General features: G+C 58.8%; 16 protein-coding genes. 7 read left to right on the top strand and 9 right to left on the bottom strand.

What is annotated here, in order from left to right; translation table 11 throughout:
• Window positions 1-14 precede the first annotated feature (14 nt).
• Window positions 15-1,400, top strand: coding sequence for a TldD/PmbA family protein (locus FTW19_RS01340; protein ID WP_147645902.1), 1,386 nt, complete (start codon window positions 15-17; stop codon window positions 1,398-1,400).
• 67 nt (window positions 1,401-1,467) lie between these two features.
• Window positions 1,468-1,731, top strand: a complete 264-nt coding sequence (locus FTW19_RS01335) for a hypothetical protein (protein ID WP_147645901.1) — start codon at window positions 1,468-1,470, stop codon at window positions 1,729-1,731.
• Between the two features lie 83 nt (window positions 1,732-1,814).
• Here the strand turns inward: FTW19_RS01335 and FTW19_RS01330 are convergent, their stop codons facing one another.
• Both FTW19_RS01330 and FTW19_RS26060 read right to left on the bottom strand, forming a co-directional pair.
• Complete coding sequence (locus tag FTW19_RS01330) at window positions 1,815-2,231, bottom strand: hypothetical protein (protein ID WP_147645900.1); 417 nt, start codon at window positions 2,229-2,231, stop codon at window positions 1,815-1,817.
• Between the two features lie 8 nt (window positions 2,232-2,239).
• Entirely contained in the window at window positions 2,240-2,782 is a 543-nt protein-coding gene (locus tag FTW19_RS26060) for a hypothetical protein (protein WP_246153520.1), read from the bottom strand.
• Between the two features lie 574 nt (window positions 2,783-3,356).
• Here FTW19_RS26060 and FTW19_RS01320 point away from each other — a divergent pair.
• Window positions 3,357-4,439, top strand: a complete 1,083-nt coding sequence (locus FTW19_RS01320) for an SPL family radical SAM protein (protein ID WP_147645898.1) — start codon at window positions 3,357-3,359, stop codon at window positions 4,437-4,439.
• A gap of 105 nt (window positions 4,440-4,544) precedes the next feature.
• Here the strand turns inward: FTW19_RS01320 and FTW19_RS01315 are convergent, their stop codons facing one another.
• The gene (locus FTW19_RS01315) at window positions 4,545-5,300 is read right to left on the bottom strand and encodes an ROK family protein (RefSeq protein ID WP_147645897.1); all 756 of its coding nucleotides are present in this window, start codon (window positions 5,298-5,300) and stop codon (window positions 4,545-4,547) included.
• 168 nt (window positions 5,301-5,468) lie between these two features.
• On the opposite strand from FTW19_RS01315, the gene FTW19_RS01310 reads away from it, so the two are divergent.
• Window positions 5,469-7,145 carry a sensor domain-containing diguanylate cyclase gene (locus FTW19_RS01310; RefSeq protein ID WP_147645896.1) on the top strand — a complete coding sequence of 559 codons (1,677 nt, stop codon included), beginning with the start codon at window positions 5,469-5,471 and terminating at the stop codon, window positions 7,143-7,145.
• Here the strand turns inward: FTW19_RS01310 and FTW19_RS01305 are convergent.
• The gene (locus tag FTW19_RS01305) at window positions 7,114-7,644 is read right to left on the bottom strand and encodes an SRPBCC family protein (protein WP_147645895.1); all 531 of its coding nucleotides are present in this window, start codon (window positions 7,642-7,644) and stop codon (window positions 7,114-7,116) included. The two genes, FTW19_RS01310 and FTW19_RS01305, sit on opposite strands and share 32 nt — an antisense overlap.
• Window positions 7,645-7,781: 137 nt before the next feature.
• Window positions 7,782-8,189, bottom strand: coding sequence for a hypothetical protein (locus FTW19_RS01300; RefSeq protein WP_147645894.1), 408 nt, complete (start codon window positions 8,187-8,189; stop codon window positions 7,782-7,784).
• Between the two features lie 109 nt (window positions 8,190-8,298).
• On the opposite strand from FTW19_RS01300, the gene FTW19_RS01295 reads away from it, so the two are divergent.
• Window positions 8,299-9,228: a sugar phosphate isomerase/epimerase family protein gene (locus FTW19_RS01295; protein WP_187143193.1), complete on the top strand. Its 930-nt coding sequence runs from the start codon at window positions 8,299-8,301 to the stop codon at window positions 9,226-9,228.
• A 299-nt stretch (window positions 9,229-9,527) separates the two neighbouring features.
• Here the strand turns inward: FTW19_RS01295 and FTW19_RS01290 are convergent, their stop codons facing one another.
• Entirely contained in the window at window positions 9,528-9,962 is a 435-nt protein-coding gene (locus FTW19_RS01290; RefSeq protein WP_147645892.1) for an NINE protein, read from the bottom strand.
• A gap of 183 nt (window positions 9,963-10,145) precedes the next feature.
• On the opposite strand from FTW19_RS01290, the gene FTW19_RS01285 reads away from it, so the two are divergent.
• Window positions 10,146-10,349, top strand: a complete 204-nt coding sequence (locus FTW19_RS01285) for a hypothetical protein (RefSeq protein ID WP_147645891.1) — start codon at window positions 10,146-10,148, stop codon at window positions 10,347-10,349.
• Window positions 10,350-10,466: 117 nt separating this feature from the next.
• On the top strand, window positions 10,467-13,262 hold the full coding sequence (locus tag FTW19_RS01280; protein WP_147645890.1) for a M16 family metallopeptidase: 2,796 nt from the start codon (window positions 10,467-10,469) through the stop codon (window positions 13,260-13,262).
• Window positions 13,263-13,272: 10 nt separating this feature from the next.
• On the opposite strand, the gene FTW19_RS01275 is transcribed toward FTW19_RS01280, so the two are convergent.
• From FTW19_RS01275 to FTW19_RS01265, 3 genes are all read right to left on the bottom strand, one after another.
• Complete coding sequence (locus FTW19_RS01275; protein WP_147645889.1) at window positions 13,273-14,001, bottom strand: endonuclease III domain-containing protein; 729 nt, start codon at window positions 13,999-14,001, stop codon at window positions 13,273-13,275.
• A 71-nt stretch (window positions 14,002-14,072) separates the two neighbouring features.
• On the bottom strand, window positions 14,073-15,770 hold the full coding sequence (gene rpoD / locus FTW19_RS01270; RefSeq protein WP_147650414.1) for an RNA polymerase sigma factor RpoD: 1,698 nt from the start codon (window positions 15,768-15,770) through the stop codon (window positions 14,073-14,075).
• A gap of 333 nt (window positions 15,771-16,103) precedes the next feature.
• Window positions 16,104-18,353: a glycoside hydrolase family 31 protein gene (locus tag FTW19_RS01265; protein WP_147645888.1), complete on the bottom strand. Its 2,250-nt coding sequence runs from the start codon at window positions 18,351-18,353 to the stop codon at window positions 16,104-16,106.
• Between the last annotated feature and the right edge of the window lie 45 nt (window positions 18,354-18,398).

Here is an 18,398-nt window from a genome sequence, read left to right as displayed (position 1 = left end):
AAGGCGGAATGACCATGACGACCGAAGAACTCTCGCAGCAACTGGATCTGAACTCTCTCGCGCAGCAGGTAGTGGAGCGCGCCTTGCAGGCCGGCGCTACAGACGCCGAGGCGGTTGTCTACGAGGGCGATGAGTTCTCCGCCAGCGTCCGCCTGGGCCAAGTAGAGACGCTGCAGGAGTCGGGCTCGCGCGCCATCGGCCTGCGTGTCTTCATCGGACAGCGCACGGCGAACACGTCTTCGTCGGATCTGTCGGAGGCGTCCATCCGCCGGCTGATCGACGGTGCAGTCGGACTGGCGAAGATTACCAGTGAAGATCCTTTTGCCGGACTGCCGGAGACGGATGAGTTTGGTTCTCTAGCAGGCGACCTGGGGCTGTACTTCGACGATGTCTACTCGCTTCCGGTGGAGCAGCGCATCGAGATGGCACGCCGGTGTGAGGCCGCGGCTATGGCCGCGGACACGCGCATCCAGAACTCCTCGGGAGCGGCCTTTGACGCCGCCACCTCGCGCAAGATCGTCGTCAACTCGCGTGGCTTCAGCGGCGAGTACCGCCGCAGCTACTGCGGCTACTCTGTCTCTCCCATCGCGCAGGACACGACAGGAACCATGCAGCGCGACTACTGGTACTCCTCGGCCCGCCATATCGGCGGCCTGGAGTCACCGGAAGAGGTTGGAAAGGAAGCTGCGCGCCGTGCTTTGCGCCGCCTGGGAGCGCGCCGTGTGCCCACGCAGAAGGCTCCGGTGGTCTTCTCTCCAGAGATCGCGCGCAGCCTGATGTCGAATATCTTCGACGCCGCGAATGGAGACGCGATCTATCGTCACGCCAGCTTCTTCGCCGGTCAGCTTGGTGAGCAGGTTGCGGGTGAGAACGTCACCATCGTCGATGACGGCACCTTGGTCTTCAACGGTGTCGCAGGGTTTGGTACCTCGCCCTTCGATGGTGAGGGCCTGCCGACCCGCCGCACGGTCATTGTCGAAAACGGCGTGCTGAAGAGCTACGTGCTCAACAGCTACACCGGCCGCAAGCTGGGCCTGCGGTCGACAGGCAATGCGTCGCGTGGTCTGGCGGGGACTCCGGGGATTGGTGCGGGGAACTTCTTCCTGCAGCCCGGCAGCATCACGCCGCAGCAGTTGATCGGCGATGTGAAGAGCGGCCTGTACGTGACGGAGACGATGGGTTTCGGTGTGAACCTGGTGACGGGCGATTATTCGCAGGGCGCCAGCGGTCTGTGGATCGAGAATGGCGAGCTTGCGTATCCGGTGGAAGAGATCACGATCGCGGGCAATCTGAAAGACATGTACCGGAACATTGTGGCGATCGGAAATGATCTGAAGTTCCGTTCCTCGAGCGCGAGCCCCACGATTCGAATTGAGGGGATTACGATTGCGGGGAGTTAGTTTATTTGTCATTTCGTAGCGCAGCGGAGAAATCTGCTTTTTGTCGCCTTTTGTCGGCCTGGGAAGTATGGGTAGAGAAGCAGATCCTTCGCCTTCGGCTCAGGATGACAAACAAAAAAGACACAGCCAGGTGGCGCAGAAGGTTCTTCCCACCGGCAGCGAACCATGTCATCATCGCGGCATTATGTACAAACGTTCGATCGTTCTTACGCTTCTGGTGCTGTTCTGCTTTGCTCCTCTCGCCGACGCGATGATGGCGCGTCCTCACCACACCAGGGTGCGTGCGCACCGCCGGCATAAGGCGGCCCGTCGCCACTATCACCGCGGATAAGGGTGGTTAGTAGACATTCGCAGTTGTACGGCGAATTTGTCTTCATCCGGGTCAGCCATCTTTAGCCGTCAGGGAGCGCTGGCTCAGTTCGCCTGAGCCGGCCGACGGATTTGTGTAAGCATCTGCACGGCGCAGAGCAGGCCGAGCAGGACGACGCCGGCTGTTTCCCACGCACCTACCGCCAGGATGTTGCCGTGTAAGACGCTCCATGAGCTGAGAGAGTCCTTTAACCTCCAGAGAGGAAGGGCATAAAGTGCCCCATAAAGGACACCGAGCACCTGGAATATCGTGCGAGCGTTTGGAAGCCGCCAATACAGATACGCGGAAGAGAGATACGCAAGCGTGGGGATGAGATACGGGCTACCTACAGTGATGACAGCATTGGTTGGCATGCCGTGCCTCTGGTACATGTGCATGAAATAAAATGCCAGGTACAGCGGCGAAAGAGCCAGCATGATGAGCAGCGCGGGAATAATCCTGTCGAGCGTAGACCGTAACATCTGAGTTCCTAGTATGCGGTAGATCGAAAAGCTGCGACCCCGGCTCCCATAAGACGGGCCGCGGCTGCGAAGGAAAGGGGACTTTCTGCGGCACCAGCGCCGAAGGTCGCGCCATCCTTAGCGATGTCTGCAACAACAATGACGACAGCAGCCAGTATGAGGCCAGTGCCTACGACCTTACTCCAATTGACTGCCGGAGCATGACTCGGTTGTGGACTGCTGCTATTGGATCTCGGTTGTGCATGCATCACATAACCGAGTACTCCGGTGATATCGAAGTCTCTGTACGTAAGTTTGATCTCTCGTCCCTGGCATGTGTATTTCATGCCAAACGGAGGCTCGGGCTCAATCTCCGAGCTGGATAAAACTGTGTCACCCTGACGAACTGTAGCTCCAACCGCCAAACCTACCTTAGCTTTTCCATCCTCGATCGAACCGGTGCACTTGTAGAAGAAGTCTCGCAATACGCCATCTGCTTCTTTTTTGTATTCGACTTCAATGCCTTGTGGTGTGAAGGTAAGTCCACTGGTGATGATTCCCTTCTTTTGCATCGTAATTTCACCTGTAAATTCGCAGACGACGTGCAAATTGGGGAACTCGAAGACTTTAACGGTGTGCTCCAGCTTGTATTTGAACGCCGGGAAAAGGACAGGACGTGCCAGACGAACTGCTTCCTGATCTGAAGCAGCCGGATGCGGAACGTGTGCCGAGTGAGGTGGTGTCGGCAACGACTGATGATCTGAGGGCTGCAAGCTGCGCGTCTGCGATGCTGTCGGCTCAGAAGTGTGAGCTCTGGAGGAAGTGGCCCCTGGGCGTAGATGGGGAAGGCGAAGAAATTGTCCCACAAGGAGGGGCTTGCCCGGGCGCAGATGGTTCGCGTGCTCAATCTCACGCCACATCCTGCCGTGTCCGTATGTCGATCGTGCGATCTTCCAGAGAGAATCGCCGCGTCGCACCCTATATTTTCCGGCTTCATGAATCATCGGGGGAATGCAATTGCCAAACGAAGTAGTCATTCAGATGCGTTCCGACGATTCATGGCTGCTCCAGCAGCAAGCCGTGAGATCTGCAGAGCAGGCAAATCCACAGTTGACGACCACGCCGAAACAAGCCTAAGCTCGTCTCATGAATGGCGAAGAAAAAGCGAAAACACTCTTTCCCATTCTGCCGGAAACTACCGGCATGGTTCGCATGGCGGCGCATGCCGAACATGTGGATGATGGCCACGATGTCGAGTTTTGCGGCATGAAGGTCAGCGGCATCCTCAACCGCTCCGTCTCCAAGCGGATGCACTGGATGGCCTGGAGCATCAATCCCTACCGCGGATGCGAGTTCGGTTGCCGTTACTGCTACGCGCGCTACACGCATGAGTTCCTGGCGCCGAAGGACGGGCCTGCGGAGGGTCAGCCGAACTTCCACGATCCGGAGGTCTTCGAACGGAAGATCTTCGTCAAGGAGAACGCAGCCTGGCTGCTGGAACAGGAGCTGCGCCGGCTGGAGAAGCAAGGGCACATCACGGACGAGATCGCGCTTGGTACGGCTACGGATCCATGGCAGCCGATCGAGCGGCGGCAGAAGGTGACGCGGAGCCTGCTGGAGGTTCTGGCGCGCCGCAGCGGAATCCGTCTCGGCATCGTGACCAAGTCCACGCTCATCGTCCGTGACCTCGATCTGCTGCAGGAGATCGCCCGCAAGAGTGTCCTTGTGGTGCATCTCACGATCACTACGCCGGATGTGGAGCTGGCGCGGAAGCTGGAGCCGCGTGCTCCGCGTCCTGACCTGCGGCTGGCAACCGTGCAGAAGCTGCGCCAGGCGGGCATCATCGTGGGCGTACTGAACTCACCGCTGCTGCCCGGCATTACCGACACCATGACAGCCATCGATCGCATGGCGAAGCTGGCCGCCGATCATGGAGCCTGCTTCTTTTCGGCCAACCCGCTGTTCCTGAAACCGTGTTCGCGACCTACTTACCTGAGCTTCATTCGCGAGCACTTTCCCGACCTGGAGCCGGAATACGCCCGCCAGTTCCAGGATCGGGACTTCGCCGATAAAGCCTACGCAGCACGTCTGAGTGCGATGGTAACGGCCATCTGCCGCAAGCACGGCCTGAATAAGCGTGCGATGGATTCACTGCTCTCGCAGGAGACTGCGCAGAAGATTCCTGCGGCTGCTGTGAGAGGACCGGCGCAGCAACGGCTTTTTGGTTGAATCGTTGAATTGTTGAATGGTGTCTCAGGACGCCGGTATTCCTCCCGTGAACTCTGCGGGATGCCACAGCAGCTAAGGGAACCATTCAACGATTCAACCAACCAACTAGTTTTTCCTGGGGTGTGCTTCCTGGTGCTTCTGGGCCGCTGACAGGCGTACATGCGCCCGGCCGGCATCGATGGCGGCATGTGGCGGCGCCTCTTTTGTCGGGGGATCCCAGAGGCGGAAGCCGCCGGCGAAGGCGTTCGCGTTTTCGCCGAGCAGGACTCCCTCGGGCAGTTTGTCCAGCAGCTTGGCGTTGCCTCCACCGAGCATCACGTATTCGCAGAGCAGGGCGGTGCGCAGGCGCTCGATGACGTCGTGGACAGACCGCTGCCAGCGCTTGCGGCCGCGGCGTTCCAGGCCCTCTTTGCCGACATACTCTTCGTAGGTTTTGCCCTTGCGATAGGGCAGGTGAGCCAGCTCCATGGGCGCGATGGCGCCGTCCAGAATCATCGCTGACCCCAGGCCGGTGCCGAGTCCGAGAAAGAGCATGCGGCCGCCCTTATAGCTGCCCAGCGCCTGCATGGCGGCATCGTTCAGGATGCGGACCGGCTTCCCGAAGGCTTTTTCATAGTCATAGTCCACCCAGCCGGAGCCGAGATTATGCGGTTCGTCGGCCGGATGGTTCCCGATGACCGGACCGGGAAAACCGATGGAGACGCAGTCATACTGCCAGGATTCGGTAGCTGCCAGGACCTCTTCTGCCATGTAGGCGGCGGTCGCGTCCGGCCCGGAAGCGATCTTGATGGCGGTCTTTTTTCCGGTGGCCAGAACTTTGATATGGGTGCCGCCGACATCGATCACCAGGACTTTACTCATGCGAATGTGCTCCAATCACATTTCAACATTACTCAAAACCGTTACCGTTGCGGATTTTGCAGAAAACTTCTGCTGCAATGCGGCGTTTCGGATGGGATAGTAACAGTAATTGATGCCTTGGAAATCTCTGCTGAACCGTAAGGCGCAGGTCTGTAGTCCGGGAGCCTGATGCGGCAAGAATTATTCGATCTGATCATGGTCCCGCTGCTGACCTTCTTTTTTGCTGCCTTGCAAAAGGGAAGGCCGCAGCGTCGCTACCGGCTATGGCTCGCCGGCTGGCTGCTGGAGCTTACCAGCATGGCCATCTGGGAGTGGGAACAGATCTCCCATATCAGCTCGCCAGCTACCGAGACGGTGCGGATATGGGCCATCGTCTTCGCGGGAATCGCGTTCCTGCTTTCCTTCGGACAGAAGGACCTTACGCTGCGCCAGTTGTGCAGCTTTGGCCTGGCGCTGAGTGTTCCTTCCTGCCTTGGAATTCTTCTCATCAATACCGGTACGGCACAGAAGTGGATGATCTGCGTTCTGATTGTCGGCGGAGAGGTGCTGGCGGACTGGTCGTTGCGCCGCAGCTATGGTTTGCAGTCGAAGGCCCGGCTGCTGGTGCTCGATATCCTGGCGGTGGTCTCCGGTGTGGCCATGCTCCGGCTGGTAGCCACCAACCAGATGCAGGTGATCTACGCCGTCATTCTGGCGGAGATCTTCACTGCTTGCGGTCTGATGTTCCTGACGCTGCCGTCGCGCAATCGCGCGGGACAGTGGATCGCGTCTCAGGGCTTCTTCTTCTGGGCGCTACAGTATCCGCTGTACTGGTGGATGGGAGACAGACCCGGTTGGGAATCGTCCTTCATCACACTCACCAGCCTGTGGTATCTACCCAAGTATCTCGTTGCCTTCGGCATGATTCTGCGCGTCATGGAGGAGGACCAGGAGCGCGTTCGTACCCTTACCGAGGAGTACCGTCTGCTCTACGAGGGGAATCCGCATCCGATGTTCGTCTTTTCTCCGGAAGATGGACGATTCCTCTCGGCCAACGAGGCTGCGCTGCGTGCCTACGGCTATGGCATGGAAGAGTTCCTCGGGTTGGCAGTGCCGGAGATCTTTCCGCCGGAGGATGCGCCAACGCGCATGGAGATGTTGCAGTATGAACGGAGGTTCGAGAGATACCAGACGCTCAGCCGCCGCAAGGATGGAAGCAGCTTTCACGCGGAGATGACGATGTATCCGGTGACCTTCCAGAGCCAATCGGCACGGTTTCTGCTGGTGGTCGACACGACGGAGCATGTGGAACTCAACCGGGAGCTGGTGCGCCAGGCACAACACGATCATCTGACGGGGCTGCCGAACAGGACGCTGTTGGAAGACCGCATGAACCAGTGGCTTGCCATCGCGCAGCGCAGCGACAAACCGGCGGCGCTCATGACGCTCGATCTCGACCGGTTCAAACATATCAATGACACCTACGGTCATCTGGTCGGCGATGAGTGCCTGAAACAGGCAGCCGCGCGCATGCAGTCGCGTATTCGGCAGAGCGATACGCTGGCGCGCACCGGAGGCGAGGAGTTCACCCTGATCGTCAACCACGTCTCGTCAGAGGACGGCGCCAGGAGCCTGGCAGAAAGCCTGCTGCGGCTGTTTGACCGGCCGTTGCATATCAACGGTCTGATCATCCCCATCACCATCAGCATCGGTGTCGCGATCTATCCGGCTGACGGTCTCGATTTGGACACACTGCGTCAGCTCTCTGACGATGCTCTCTACCAGGCCAAGCGGTCGGGACGGAACCGGGTGGTCTTCGCCGGGCACATGCCCGCTACGGATGTTCAGCAACTGACTTCAGATTAGTCAGACCGCGCTCAAAGTCCGGACCGACCATCTTATCCATGCTGGTAAAGACCATCATGAGCTTCGTCATGAAGCTGGAAGGGCCGTCCATGGTCCAGCGGACCGTCGTGGGGCCTGCAGGCGAGCCGGAGTAGTAGAACATCGCGGTGTTCTTGCCTTCGAAAGGCTTGATGAAGTCCAGCCGGATGCCGGTCTTTTCCGGCGTGGCCGAGAGGATCTCCATCTCGCCTTCGCCGACCCTGCTGTTGCCCTTCCAGTGATAGATGGCGCCCGTTCCCGAGTCGGGTCCGGAGTAGGCTATCTGCATGGCGGGGTCAAGCTTCGCCCACGGAGACCATGCATCCCAGCGATGGAAGTCGGTGACGAAGGCTGCAATCTTTTCCGGCGGGGCTGCAATGGTAGCGGAACGCTCGACGTGGAAGGTGGCCGGCTTGGTAGCGGCCAGAATCAGAATGATAGCTACGGCGAGAACAACGACAGCTGCAATCAGCTTCAACATGCGAAGCCTCCTGAGTGAGATGTCTAGACCATTTTTCCTGTTGCTGGGTATCCCGGAAGAGAAGTACCGCGGCGTTTTCATTGCGGAAAACGCCCATAGATGCCGAAACCCTACACTACACCTACAGGAAAAATGGTCTACTGTTGCGCGGCGGGCTTATCTTCAGCCTTCGGCTTGTCTTCTTCTGCCTTCTTGGCGGTGAAGGTGCCGGGATAGCCGAGAGGCTGTACGTCGATGGTGCCTGCCAGGGAGCCGTCTTCCGCAAGAGTGCCGACCCAGGTCAGAATGAGCGCCTGGCCTTCATACTCGCCACCGTGCTTGAAGGTAAGCTTCGTGTCCTCCAGCGTCCCGGTCACGTCGTACGACTTGTTGCCGAGCGAGCAGGTTCCGGTGATCTTGTTGTCTTTGTCGATCGAGAACGTGCAGCTCTCATTGACGGGATAGCCGCTGACGTCGCCATAGATCTTCCAGCTGCCCGCGATAGGAGTGGAGGCGGCAAAGGCGGTAGCTGTTAGTGAGAGCAAAAGCGCGGCGAAGCGTTTCATCGATGGTCTCCTCGGGGGATGGGTGCAGCCAATATACATGACGCAGATTGACAAGCCACCAGAAAAGCGCAGAGACTCGCAATCGAGGTTCCCCAAGGAGAAAAGAGAGATGCGGATGAATCGGCGGCAGTTTGTGGGCGGCGCAGCGGCGGTAGCGGTGGCAGGTGTGATGGGACGGATGGCATGGGCCGATCCGCTCGGCCTGCCTATCGGTATCCAGCTTTACACCGTGCGCGATCCCATGATGAAAGACACCGTGGGCACCGTGAAGCAGATTGCCGGGATGGGCTACAAGGAAGTGGAGACGGCCGGTTACGGCACCATTAAAACCGCAGCCGAGTTCCGCAAGGTGCTGGACGATGCCGGCCTGAAGTGCCCCAGCGCTCACCTGCAGTGGGACATCAACAATCTGCAGAAGTCGTTCGATGACGCTAAGGCGCTGGGTTGCAAATACGCGACGGCGTCCGTTCCGAAGCAGCTCATCCAGGAGAAGCTGACCAAGTCGCCGGCTGAGATGTCAGACGCCGAACGCGCTGCCTGGCGCGCGAAGATGGTCGCCCCGCTGACGGGCGACGACTTCAAGAAGCTGGCTGAGGTCATGAACAAGGTGGGTGAAGAGGCCAAGAAGAACGGCCTGGTCTTCGCAGCACACAATCACACCATGGAATTTGCCCTGGTGGACGGCGTTCCGGGCTACGACTACCTGCTCAAGAACACCAACCCGGCCAATGTGAAGTTCGAGATTGACTGCGGCTGGATCACAGTCGCCGGATACAAGCCGGGCGACTACGTGAAGAAGTTCCCCGGCCGCATCAAGATGCTGCACATCAAGGATTTCTCGAGCTGGGAGAGCGGTAAGACCGGCGAGAGCGCCAAGGGCACCGAGATCGGCAAGGGGAAGGTGGACTACAAAGCGATCTTCGCCAGTGTAAAGGGCACCGGTGTCGAGCATATCTTCGTCGAGCAGGAAGCTCCTTATACGCTGCCTCCGCTTGAGGCGGCGAAGGCTGACTTCGACTATCTGCATTCGCTGTCGTAAGCGAATGTAAGTTCAACAACGAAGCGCGGGCTGAAGAGCCCGCGCTTTTGTTGTTGGTATGAAGAAGCAAGATCCATCGCACCGCGATGGGTGGGGCACCCGTGGTGAACTATTCGAGCGAAGCTCGAACCCGGTGGGAGCCGTGGCCTTCAGGCCACGGTCAATCAGCATCCAGAAAAATGGGCTTTTTAGCCCTGGGCCTTTCCAGACGGTGAAGAGATCCCAGGGCTATAAAGCCCATTTACTTTTACGCCTTTATCAGCGGGCTGAAGCCCGCTGCTCCCACCAAGTTCGACAAACTACGCAACCCGCGTGCCGCACTTCGGGCAGAACTGGGCGCCCTGCTCCAACTGTGCACCGCATTGGCTGCAGACGCGGCCGTTGGCGAGATAGGGATTATGGTTGTTCGCGGGCGGGGGTGCTGGCGCCGGTGTGCCATTCAGAATCATCTGCTGTATCTGTAGAGCCAGCAGAGCGTTGTACTCCCGCACACGTCCGGGCATAAAGAAGCACTCGACCAGGGCGATCAGGCCAGGAATCCCGCTCCAGAAGAAACAGGCGTACAAAATACCCATGCCGTTGCGTTTCAGGTAGAAGTGGTGTGCGCCGAAGCTTCCCAGGAAGAAGGCGAACAGGATGCCCGCGACCTCATCCTTACGCTGATTCTGATACTCGGAGTAGAAGTACGCGCGCTGCGCGTCCGTCATGCCTGCTGTGTAAGGGTCGCCTGTCATCCGATACCTCTTTCTCTGGCAGCCAGATACGCAGCCGGTGAAGTTGCGGTTCCGTAGATATATAGCAGAATGTCGGTCCGGTTTTGTCGGAATTTACAAGCTTCTGGAAAGAGGCGCATGATGCTTGGCAAGGCAACGTGAGGGCGTTGCCGCGATCTCTAATCGAATCGAGTGGAGGTTCTTATGCAGATTTCGAACGGTCAATGCGGTCTTTGTTCTCACTTCGGTGAGACGCATAGAGACAACAAACTTATCACCATTGTCACCAGCCATCAGGCGGAAGCTACGATGCTCGATGACTGCGGTCATCCGAAGCATTCCGGCCTGCATCTGAAGGTCACCCCGATCAGCGGTTGCGACGGGTTTACTCCGGCGGCCGCAGCTTAGTCTCCCTCAACTTATCCATTTCACCTGGAGGCTGCGCATAGCGCAGCCTCTTTCGTTTTGGCGCGGGCAGGGATACTCTGGGTGAACTCAATTCTGCTTTCACGGAGTAGGTCCCCTATGAAACTGCGCCTCGCAGCACTCTTTTCTGCTCTTGTTCTTACCGTCTCTTCTCTAGCGCAGACATCCGCGATCAAGGCGCCCACCATCGCCTACGAAGAGTACCGTCTGCCCAACGGTCTGCAGGTCCTTCTTACTGAAGACAAGTCCCTGCCTCTGGTCAGCGTGAATGTCTGGTATCACGTTGGTGCCGTGAATGAGCGTCCGGGCCGCACGGGCTTTGCTCATCTTTTCGAACACATGATGTTCGAGGGATCGAGGAATGTAGGCGAGAAGAACCACTTCAAATACCTTGAAGCCGCCGGTGCATCGGATATCAACGGAAGCACGAACTTCGATCGTACGAACTACTTCGAAACGGTACCGTCCAACCAGCTCGATCTGGCCTTGTGGCTGGAGAGCGACCGCATGGGCTTTCTGCTGGATACGCTGGACCGCGCCAAGCTGACCAATCAGCGAGACGTTGTGCGCAATGAGCGCCGTCAGTCGCGTGAGAACCAGCCCTACGGTGTTGTCGAAGAAGAGGTCTACGGCAACCTGTTCCCAGAGCCCCATCCCTACCACGGTGTCGTGATCGGTTCGCACAAGGATATCGAGGCTGCACGCCTGGTGGACGTTCGCGACTTCTTCAAGACCTACTATGCGCCGAATAATGCCACGCTGGTGGTCGCCGGCAGCTTCGATAAGGCACAGGCAAAGGCTCTGGTGGAGAAGTACTTTGGTCCACTGCAGAAGGGTGAGACCGTACCGAAGCTCGATGTCGTTACGCCGTCGATCACGGAAGAGAAGCGGCTCACGGTGACCGATACCGTGCAACTGGAGAAGGTCTATCTTGCATGGCTCTCGCCCAAGGCGTTTGCTCCGGGCGATGCGGAGATGGATATCACAGCCGATGTGCTGGGCGGCGGGCGTTCCAGCCGCCTGTATAAGAAGCTGGTCTACGAACAGCAGATCGCACAGGCAGCACAGTGCTACAACGAGTCAGCCCAGGTGGCTTCGATCTTCAATTGCGAGATCACGGCGCGTCCCGGTACGAAGGCGGCTGATCTGGAGAAGGCCGCAAACGCAGTGATCGATGAGTTTCTGAAGAACGGTGCGACGCCGGAAGAGCTTGAGCGTGCCCGCACCAAGTCCATCGCCAGCCTGATTCGTCCCCTGGAGCGCATTGGCGTTGTTGCAGACAAGCTGAACTACTACAACCATTTCACCGGTGACCCCGGATATCTTCCGAAAGATATCGCCCGCTATCAGAATGCGGATGGTTCTTCCGTGATGAAGTATGCGCAGGATCTGCTGGCGAGCAATCATCGGGTCGTTGTCTACGGTGTGCCCGGCGAGAAGGTGATTCATGACGTTGCGCGCAGTCCGGAGAATACGGATGCCGACGTCAAGATCGAAAAGGAGTACACCGCCGAGTTCGATGCGGCGCAGGCGTGGCGCAAGACCGCGCCCAAGCCTGGACCGACGCCGTCGTTCGCTCTACCGGTGCCGCAGACCTTTACGCTCGCGAATGGCTTGAAGGTATATGTGGCAGAGAACCATAAGCTGCCGCTCTTCGCAGCGAATCTGGTCTCTCTCAGCGGAGCCTCGCAAGACCCATCCGATAAACCCGGTGTTGCCGGATTCGCTGCAGCAATGTTGATCGAGGGAACGAAGACTCGCTCGGCGACAGCGATTGCAGACCAGACAGGAGACCTTGCGCTCTCGCTTAACGGCACTGCTACCTCTGATGCGATGAGTGTCTCTGTAGGAGGACTGACGACGAAGCTGGACAACGCAGTCGATCTCTTTGCAGATGTCGCTTTGCATCCGGCCTTCGATGGCGGTGAGGTGGAGCGTGTCCGCAAGCGCCGCCTGACGCAGTTGCTGCAGCAGCGTGACCAGCCGCCGATCGTGGCGCAGCAGGTCGGTGTTGCTGCTCTGTTCGGTCCCACCAGCGCCTATGGACACAACTCGCTCGGCAAGCCGGATTCGGTGAAGGAGATCTCTTCCGCCGATCTGTCAGGCTTCTATACGAAGAACGTCGGTCCAAAGAACTCGGCTTTGGTGCTGTCCGGTGACATTACCCTGGCGAAGGCGCGTGCCCTGGCAACCAAGTACTTCGGTGGATGGACGGGAACGGCATCTGTGCCGAAGCCTCCAACAGCTCCTGCTGCTGCAACCAAGCGCGTGATCCTGGTGGATAAGCCCGGAGCTCCGCAGACGGCGCTCTATGCCTTCCAGCTTGGCCTGCCGCGCTCCACTCCGGACTATGTTCCGGTGGTAGTGATGAACACCATGCTTGGCGACTTATTCTCCAGCCGCATCAACATGAACCTGCGCGAGGAGCACGGTTACACTTACGGAGCGAGCTCGCGCTTCACTTTCCGCCGCGGCAACGGCCCGTTCTTTGCAGGAGCGTCTGTTCGGACGGATGTCACCGCGCCGGCTGCCAAAGAGCTGATGCATGAGCTCACACGCATCGGCAAGGAACCGTTGAGCGATAGCGAGCTGAAGATGGCGCGTGACAGCTATGCCCGTTCGCTGCCCGGTGACTTCGAAACCAATGCCGGCGTGGTTGGCGCCATGGGCAATATCTTCACCTATGACCTGCCGCTCACCTACTATCGCGCTCTGCCGGCGAAGGTAGATGCCGTCACGTCAAAGCAGTCTGCCGATGCGGCGACAACCTACATCCATCCAGATCAGATGATTCTGGTTGCCGTTGGCGACAAGGCCAAGATCGAAGCCGGTTTGAAGGATCTGAATCTGGCGCCGATCGAGGAGTGGACCGTCGACGCAACACCGAAGCAGTAAAGTCATCAATCTACCAAGGGCCGCGCTTCGGCGTGGCCCTTTCTTTCCCTGTCGGGCATAGATCGAGTAGCGGACACCTGCCGCAGCGCACCTCATTCTTCGTGCACAGCGTCTGGCCTTGCAGCTTGAAGAGCGAGTGATCTTCGTCCAGCATCTCCGGCGTCCAGTCCTCAGGCGCCAGCGCCATCAGGTCTGCTTCCACCTGGCGCGCATCGGCTTTGGGAGAGCTCAGACCTAATCGCTGCGCAATGCGTTGGTGATGACTGTCGATACACAGTGCGCGGCGACGTAGTGTGGTGAAGTTGACGACAGCGGCGGAGGTCTTCACACCGACACCCGGAAGCTGCTCGATCCAGGCGCGGATCTTCTCCGTGCGATATCGTCCCAGCGGCTCCAGCCGCAGTACGCCAATACGGTCGCTGATCTGTTGAAGCGTTTCCTTCAACTGGTGTGATTTCTTCTCGTAGTGCGTTATTGGCCGAATGACCTCTTCAATCTCCGCGATGGAGGCGTCGCGCAGCCGTGTCCAGTCACCTTGCCAGCCATCGAAGCGGTTGCGCAGGTCGCGGATGATCTGCAGCGATACTTCCGTCTTGGTGCGCGCCGACAGCAGCGAATAGATCAACTGCGTCAGCGGATCCCACACATCGCGTGGCGCCGGCTTGCCGTGGAAGGCAAGCAGCCGCTGATGAAGCTCAGGCAGGATGTTCGGCGGTGTGGGTTCAAAAAGCGAAGACATTTGGGCAATACAGACAATACAAAGGCCGCGAGCGAATCGCGGCCTTTGTCTCTATGCTAACTCGCAGCGAGTTAGATTTCCTTCACGCCATCGACGAAGGCGCGCAGTTTGCGGCTGCGGCTGGGGTGACGCAGCTTGCGCAGTGCCTTGGCTTCGATCTGACGGATACGTTCACGGGTGACCTGGAAGCTCTGACCGACTTCCTCGAGCGTATGCTCGGAGCCATCTTCGAGGCCGAAGCGCATCTTGATCACGCGCTCTTCGCGCGGAGTCAGCGTGCGCAGCACCTGCGAGGTGTACTCCTTCAGGTTCACTGAGATCACAGCGTCGGACGGAGAGACGGCCATGCGGTCTTCGATGAAGTCGCCAAGGTGCGAATCTTCCTCTTCACCGATCGGCGTCTCCAGCGAGATGGGCTCCTGCGCGATCTTCAGGACCTTACGGACCTTCGCGACCGGGATATCCATACGCTTCGCGATCTCTTCCGAGCTGGGCTCGCGGCCAAGCTCCTGCACCAGCTGACGGCTGGTGCGGATCAGCTTGTTGATGGTCTCGATCATGTGCACCGGGATACGGATGGTGCGGGCCTGGTCCGCGATGGCGCGGGTGATGGCCTGACGGATCCACCAGGTGGCGTAGGTCGAGAACTTATAACCGCGGCGGTACTCGAACTTGTCCACGGCCTTCATCAGGCCGATGTTGCCTTCCTGAATCAGGTCGAGGAACTGCAGGCCGCGATTGGTGTACTTCTTCGCGATGGAGACCACGAGGCGAAGGTTGGCCTCGATCAGCTCGCGCTTGGCCTTCTCGGCGTCCATGTCGCCCTGGATCATCTCGCGCTGCGTGCGCTTCAGCTCATCGATGGTGAGGCCGGCTTCGCTCTCCAGGCGCTCCAGATCGGTGCGGCAGTTCTTCTGCTGGCGGCGGTACTCCTTCTTCAGCTCTTCAGAGCGCGAAGCTTCGAACTTCTGGTCCAGCGACTTGATCTGGCGCTCCAGTGTACGCATGGAGTCGACGGTCTTATTGACCTTATCGAGCAGGCGCTTCTTCTCAGAGTTGGTGTACTTCAGCTCGCGCACAATGCGCGTCGCCTTCACACGCTCGCGGCCCACCAGCCAGCGATGCTTGCGCTGATCCTTGTGCGACTTCAGCTTGCCATCGGCCAGCTTGGCTGTGTACTCCTCGGCCTTCTTCTGGTGGTTGGCGATCGCGTCGATCTTCTTGACGGTCGCCTTGACGCGCGACATCAGGATCTCTTCGGTCAGCTCTTCTTCGTCGAAGGTGACAACTTCCTTGATGTTACGTACGCCGCGCTTCAGGTCGTCGCCAAGCGCGAGGATCTCGCGAATGACGATCGGCGAGCGCGAGATAGCCTTCATGACGCGCAACTGGCCGCGCTCAATGCGCTTGGCGATCTCAACTTCGCCCTCACGGGTGAGCAGCGGAACCGTACCCATCTCGCGCAGATACATGCGCACGGGGTCGTTGGTCTTCTCAAGCTGTCCCGGAGTCAGGTCAAGCTCAACGTCCTCATCCTCAGAGTCCAGGTCGTAGGAGTCGCGCTTGTCGAACTTTGCGTCAGGCGACAGAACATCGATACCCTGCGTATTGATGGTGGTCAGCAGGTCATCCAGATCATCTGGATTGGTCATGTCACCTGGAATCAGGTCGTTCGCCTCGCCGTAGGTGAGGTAGCCCTTCTCTTTACCGGCATCGATCAGCTTATCCAGACTGTCCTGGTCTAGTGCTGTCTCTCCGAAATTATCCATTTCCTCGTTAGCCACAATGCATCCCTTCCCACGATCGAGTCGCGGGGTAAAAATATTTTCGTGTCTGGCGATCATCGTCGACACGTATCCCGGGGTTGTTACGGGGGCTGGAAAACGGAGTAGCGGTTTATACCGCCTGGGCCACAGCTCCTCTTATTCCGCGAAGGGCGAGGGCATAGTATGGGCGCAGAATCCCAGCGAACCACAGGATACCACATTCTTTAGACGCGCTATAGCGCTTTCAGGACTCATTTCCGTACCCCGGTCAAGTACTTACAAGAGGGATGCAGCAGCGCTCCGGACGGTCGCCCCCGGAAGCTGAGGAATATTGGGTTATTTCCATTCGATGGTGGATTCGCCGGTGTGGTTCAGCTCGACGTAGGACCCGGTAGCGTCGGTCAGGAGCTTTACCGGGGATCCGTTTACGGAGACGGAGCGTACCTGGCTGAACTTCCAGCGGACGGTGACTTTGGCGGCTTTCCCCTTGATCTTCAGCGAACCGGCGTCGCGGGTCAGGGTGCGGCCCTCGAAATCTTCGGTCGTGGTTGCGGCCGGTCCGGTAAACGGTTGAATCAACTCATAGATACGGCGATCGTCCAGGGCTTTTACGGCCTTATTGCCGGACTCCTCGGCAGGTACCAGCGTCATGACGTCTTCGGGGATTTTCGCGATCACCGCTCCAGCGCGGACGTAGACGGGGAGCACGTCCATTGGCGCATCGACGACGACCGTCTTGCCGCCAGTGGCCTGCGCTCCGGTCCAGTAGTTCACCCAGCCGCCCGCAGGCAGGTAAATCGGCCGCTGCGTCCCTTCATGGAGCACCGGAGCTACCAGGAAGTCATCGCCAAAGAGGTATTCGTCCCGGGTTTCGCGGGCCTGCTTGTCGTCCTGGTAGTTCAGCACCAGGGCACGCATCAGCGGCATACCGGTTTTGTGGGCCTGCTGCGCCGCCGCGTAGCGGTAAGGAAAGAGGCTCATGTGCAGCACGGCATATTTGCGGTAGTTCTTCAGGGCCTCGTCGCCGTAGCTCCAGGGACCGCGGTTCTTCGTATTCAAGACCTCCATCGCCGGCGAGAAGGCGGCGACCTGCGTCCAGCGCATGAAATTCGCTGGATCTGGTTCCGCGCCTCCGAAGTAGCCGCCCAGATCGGCGGTCCACATGGCCATCCCGCTAAGACCAGCCCCCAGCCCTGCGGTCACGATGGTGGGCAGGCCGTCCTCCTCGGAGAAGTTGCCTTCGTTATCCCCGCCCCAGAGCATGGCGATGTTGTGATCGCCGACGGTGGCGCTGCGGGCGAAGAGAACGCCGTTGCCCTTCAGATCTTTTTGGATCAGCTCTTCCATTGCGTTGTTGTAGAGCACGGCAAAGCGGTTGCGCATCAGCCGCGGATCGGTGCCGTCGGCAAACTTCACGGGACCGATGAAGTTACCCTCGGCGTCGTCATCTTTGAAGCCGTCCGCGCCAAGCTTGATGACCTTGCGGACCTGGTTCTGCCACCACTCCTTCGCGGCCGGGCTGGTGAAGTCGATGATGGAGCCCTCGCCCTTCCACCATGTTCCAACATACGGTGTGCCGTTCTCGTTCTTGACGAAGTAGCCGCCGGCGGCAGCTTCCTTGTAATTGGAGCTCTCAACGTCGAGCTTGTCGGCAAAGCCAGCTTCGCCCGGCGTCTTGGTCTTGTTATTGATCCAGGGTGTGTGCCACAGCACCAGCTTAAAGCCATTGTCATGGACGTACTTGATGGTGCCGCTGATATCAGAGAACTGCTTCGGATTGAACTCGTAGCTGTTGTATCCGGTGGACCACGGTGAATCGATTAGCTCGACACTTGCAGGCAGGCCGAGGGCACGCGTCTTGTCCACGTCTTCGCGTACATCGGCGTCATTGCGGTGGTAGTCGCGGCCGACCCATGGAGCAAAGGCCCAGTACGGCGGAAGGATGGTGCGTCCTACAAGCGCGGTGAAGCGATCGAGGATCTTCGGAAACTCCGGGCCGGTGAACAGCACAATGCGCAACCGCTCGGCGGGGACAGAGACATTCACTTCATAGCGGTCAGCAGCGTTCATGTCGAAGACAGCTTCGGCTGTGGTGTCGACCCATAGACCGTAACCGGTAGTCGAGAGATAGAAGGGAATCGGCTTATATGTGCCTGCGCCTTTGCTGTATGCGTTGTCCTGCGACAGGTTCCGAATGACTTCATGCGTGTGGTTCAGCGTGTTGTAGTGCTCGCCGAGACCGTAGTAGCCGGCAGCGCCGTCGTGAACCTGAAACTCCCAGTCGCCCACCGCATATGCAGTAGAGGTGACCTCATAGACGCCCTCACTCAACTGCTTCAGATGAAGCTTTGATGCAGCGACGGGCGATCCCTCGAAGGTGAATTCATGCAGGACCAGATCCTTGATGTCGATCGCAGTCGGTCCTGGCCGCAGACCTGGAATCGTCAGAGCGATGGAGTCAGTGCCGCGGCGCTGAAAGCCATCCACTGGAGCTTCACCGACACGTTGGTCGGCAACGCGCTGGTTCTGCGCAAGCGCAGCCACAGAAAGAGCAAGGATAGGAAGAAGTCTGCGAAGAGAGGTCACGCGAAGTCACTCCAGGAGCGATTAAAGCAGAACGGCCTGCATGCT

It is taken from the genome of Terriglobus albidus, assembly GCF_008000815.1.
Lineage (GTDB): Bacteria > Acidobacteriota > Terriglobia > Terriglobales > Acidobacteriaceae > Terriglobus > Terriglobus albidus_A.
Note: the sequence above shows the minus strand (reverse complement) of the source record. Positions and strands in the feature narration are given on the sequence as shown.